The organism is Streptomyces sp. PA03-1a (genome assembly GCF_033792805.1).
In the GTDB taxonomy this organism is placed as follows: Bacteria; Actinomycetota; Actinomycetes; order Streptomycetales; family Streptomycetaceae; genus Actinacidiphila.
The window spans coordinates 1-3,204 of sequence record NZ_JARAVO010000426.1; the positions used below are offsets into that span (position 1 = coordinate 1).

The 3,204-nt window shown below is 73.0% G+C and carries 3 protein-coding genes; all 3 read right to left on the bottom strand.

Translation table 11 applies throughout. From position 1 onward, the window contains the following. Window positions 1-25: 25 nt before the first annotated feature. A complete protein-coding gene (locus PV341_RS44395) occupies window positions 26-979 on the bottom strand; it encodes a cation diffusion facilitator family transporter (RefSeq protein ID WP_500360925.1) in 954 nt (317 codons plus the stop codon). Window positions 980-1,075: 96 nt separating this feature from the next. After that, window positions 1,076-2,284 (bottom strand): mannose-6-phosphate isomerase, class I, encoded by a 1,209-nt coding sequence (gene manA, locus PV341_RS44400; RefSeq protein WP_500328610.1) that lies wholly within the window; start codon window positions 2,282-2,284, stop codon window positions 1,076-1,078. A 4-nt stretch (window positions 2,285-2,288) separates the two neighbouring features. Next, a partial coding sequence (locus PV341_RS44405; protein WP_500360926.1) for an SIS domain-containing protein occupies window positions 2,289-3,204 on the bottom strand: 916 nt, incomplete at its 5' end.

The following is a 3,204-nucleotide window of genomic DNA, read 5'->3' on the forward strand; positions in this document are numbered from 1 at the left end:
GCGTCATCTACCTCGAACCGGACATCTACCGCGAGCAGTCCGCCGTGGGGGCGGTGGGGGCGGCCGACTGCTCGCGGTAGATGTCCGGTTCGAGGTAGATGACGCGGGCGATGGGCTCGGCCTCGCGGATGCGCGCCTCGGCGGCGTCGATGGCGCGGGCGACCTCGGTGGCGGTGTCGTCGTGCTCGACGGCGATCTTGGCGGCGACGAGGAGCTCGTCGGGGCCGAGGTGGAGCGTGCGCATGTGGATCAGGCGGGTGACGGTGTCGCCGTCGACGATGGCCGCGCGGATGCGGGCGACGACCTCGGGTCCGGCGGCCTCGCCGAGGAGCAGCGACTTGGTCTCGGAGGCGAGGACGAGCGCGATGGCGACGAGGAGGACGCCGATGCAGAGGGTGCCGATGCCGTCCCAGATGCCGTCGCCGGTGAGCAGGGACAGGCCGACGCCGCCGAGGGCGAGCACGAGGCCGACGAGCGCGCCGAAGTCCTCGAGGAGGACGACGGGGAGCTCGGGGGCCTTGGCGGTGCGGATGAACTGGCTCCAGGTCTGCTTGCCGCGCACCACGTTGGATTCCTTGATGGCGGTGCGGAAGGAGAAGCCCTCGGCGACGATCGCGAAGACCAGGACGCCGATGGGCCAGTACCAGTGCTCGATCTCGTGCGGGTGCTGGACCTTCTCGTAGCCCTCGTAGAGGGCGAAGACGCCACCGATGGTGAACAGCACGATGGAGACGAGGAAGCCGTAGATGTACCGCTCACGGCCGTAGCCGAAGGGGTGTTCCTCGGTGGCCTTCTTCTGGGCCTTCTTGCCGCCGAGCAGGAGCAGCGCCTGGTTGCCCGAGTCGGCCACCGAGTGCACGCCTTCGGCGAGCATGGACGAGGAGCCGCTGAAGGCGAACGCCACGAACTTGCTCACCGCGATGGCGAGGTTGGCGCCCAATGCGGCGACGATCGCCTTGGTTCCGCCTGACGCGCTCATAGGTGCTGGTGGTCCCTTCCGTCGGCCCTGGTCTTTGCCCGGTCTTTACGGCGTTACGGCGGGACATTCTTGCAGGGCCGTGCTTCGCGTGGTGCGTCAGGCCACCACGGTGGCCCGGAAGACGGTCCCCTCGCCGGTGAGTTCGACCTGTTCGCCTGCGGGAACGTAGGCGGACTGGCCGCGATCGAGGGTGAGTTCCGGGGCCGCCGGGTCGGCGGGTGTGCGCAGCGTGGCGGTGCCCTCGGTGCAGAGCAGGATCTGGGCGGTGCGGTCGTGGGGGGTGCGGGGGGCGGCGCCGGCGGCGAGCGAGTACCGGGAGAGCCGGAACTCGTCGATGGGGGTGCCGTAGAGCTCCTCGCCGTCGGGGGACGCCTCGGGGCGCAGGACACCGGCGTCACCCGCGTGGAAGCGGACGATGCGCAGCAGTTCGGGGATGTCGACGTGCTTGGGGGTGAGGCCGCAGCGCAGGACGTTGTCGGAGTTGGCCATGATCTCGACGCCGAGGCCGCTGAGGTAGGCGTGCGGTATGCCGGCGCCGAGGAAGAGCGCCTCGCCGGGCTGGAGCCGGACGTGGTTGAGCAGCATGGCGGCGATGACGCCGGGGTCGCCGGGGTAGGCGTGGGCGATGGCTGCGTAGGCGGCGTAGGCGTCGGCGTTCGGTCCGCCCTCGGTGGCGAGCCGGCCGGCGGCTTCGGCGGCTTCGTCCACGGTGCCGGCCATGGCGTCGCGTTCGGCTCCGAGCACGGCGGTGAGGACCTCGCGGAGGGCGGCCTCCTCGGGGTGGGCGCGCAGCAGGTCGACGTACGGCTTGAGGGAGTCGACGCCGAGGCCGGAGAGGAGGGCCGCGGTCTCCTCGGGGTGGCGGAAGCCGCACAGTCCCTCGAAGGGGGTGAGCGCGACGATCATCTCCGGCTTGTGGTTGGCGTCCTTGTAGTTGCGGTGCGGGGCGTCGACGGGGACGCCGCGGGCCTCCTCGTCGGCGAAGCCGGCAGCGGCCTGGGCGAGGTCGGGGTGCACCTGCAGGGAGAGGGGGGAGCCGGCGGCGAGGAGCTTGAGCAGGAACGGCAGCCGGGGACCGAAGCGTTCGACGGCGGGGGCGCCGAGTTCACCGTCCGGGTCGGCGGCGATGACCTGGTCGAGCGGGACCGGACCGTTGCCGCGGTCGATGCGGGAGGGGGCGCCGGGGTGGGCGCCCATCCACAGTTCGGCCTGCGGCTCGCCCGTGGGGGTGGTGCCGAGCAGTTCGGGGATCGCGCTGGTGGAACCCCAGGCGTACGGGCGGATGGTGTTGGTCAGGCGGTCCATGCGGTCATGATCTCCCGGTGGATGTGATGGCGAGGTAAACGGAGGCGAAATCCGTGACGGCGAGGAGTTCGACGGCGGATTCCAGGTCGCCTCCCTCGGCGGGGGCGAGCTCGCTCAGCGGGGTGTCGTGGGTGGTGGCGAGCTCGCGGGCGAGCGGGGCGGAGCTCGATGCGGCGTTGCCGGGGCGGTGCAGGAGCACGACGCGCAGGCGCAGGTCCTCGGGCTCGTCGACGCGGTCGCGGAAGAAGTCCTCGGGGTCGAGGGCGCCGGCCAGGGAGCCGGCGAGCAGCGCGCCGTGGGTGTCGAGTGCCTCGGGGAGTTCGCCGTGCAGGGCGGGGCGTCCGGCGCGGGCGGCGATGGCCGCGGCGAAGCGCCGGGCGGCGACGGAGGCGACCGGTCCCTCGCTCCACATCACCGGCAGGGATTCGGCGAGTTCGGAGGCGAGTGCCTTGGCGGGGTTGCTGTAGGTGGCGGTGGCGGGGCCGCAGCGGGCGGCGACCTCGTCGAGGCGGTCGGCGACGCGCTCGATGGCGTCGGGCGGGGCGGCGAGCAGGCCGATGCGGTCACCGAGGGCGAGCAGCGGGGTGAGCAGCGCCCAGAAGGCGCCGAGGTCCTCGGCGGGCTCGGCGGCCTCGCCGAGGACCCCCGCGACGGACGCCGGGTCGGGCGCGGGGGCGTACGGCAGGACCATGCCCCGCACCTGCTGGATCGCCTCGGCGATGGGTGAGCCGGCGGGGACGACGGCGGCGGCGGTGCAGCCGCGGCGGTAGGCCTGCTCGATGAGGTCGGCCAGGCCCGCCTCGGTGCCTGCGGGGCTGGCGATGAGCAGCAGGTCCAGCGGGCCGGCCCCGCCCCGTACGACCTGCGGTGGGCCCTTCCCGGCTGGGCCGGCCCGCTGGACCTGCTGCTCATCGCCAACC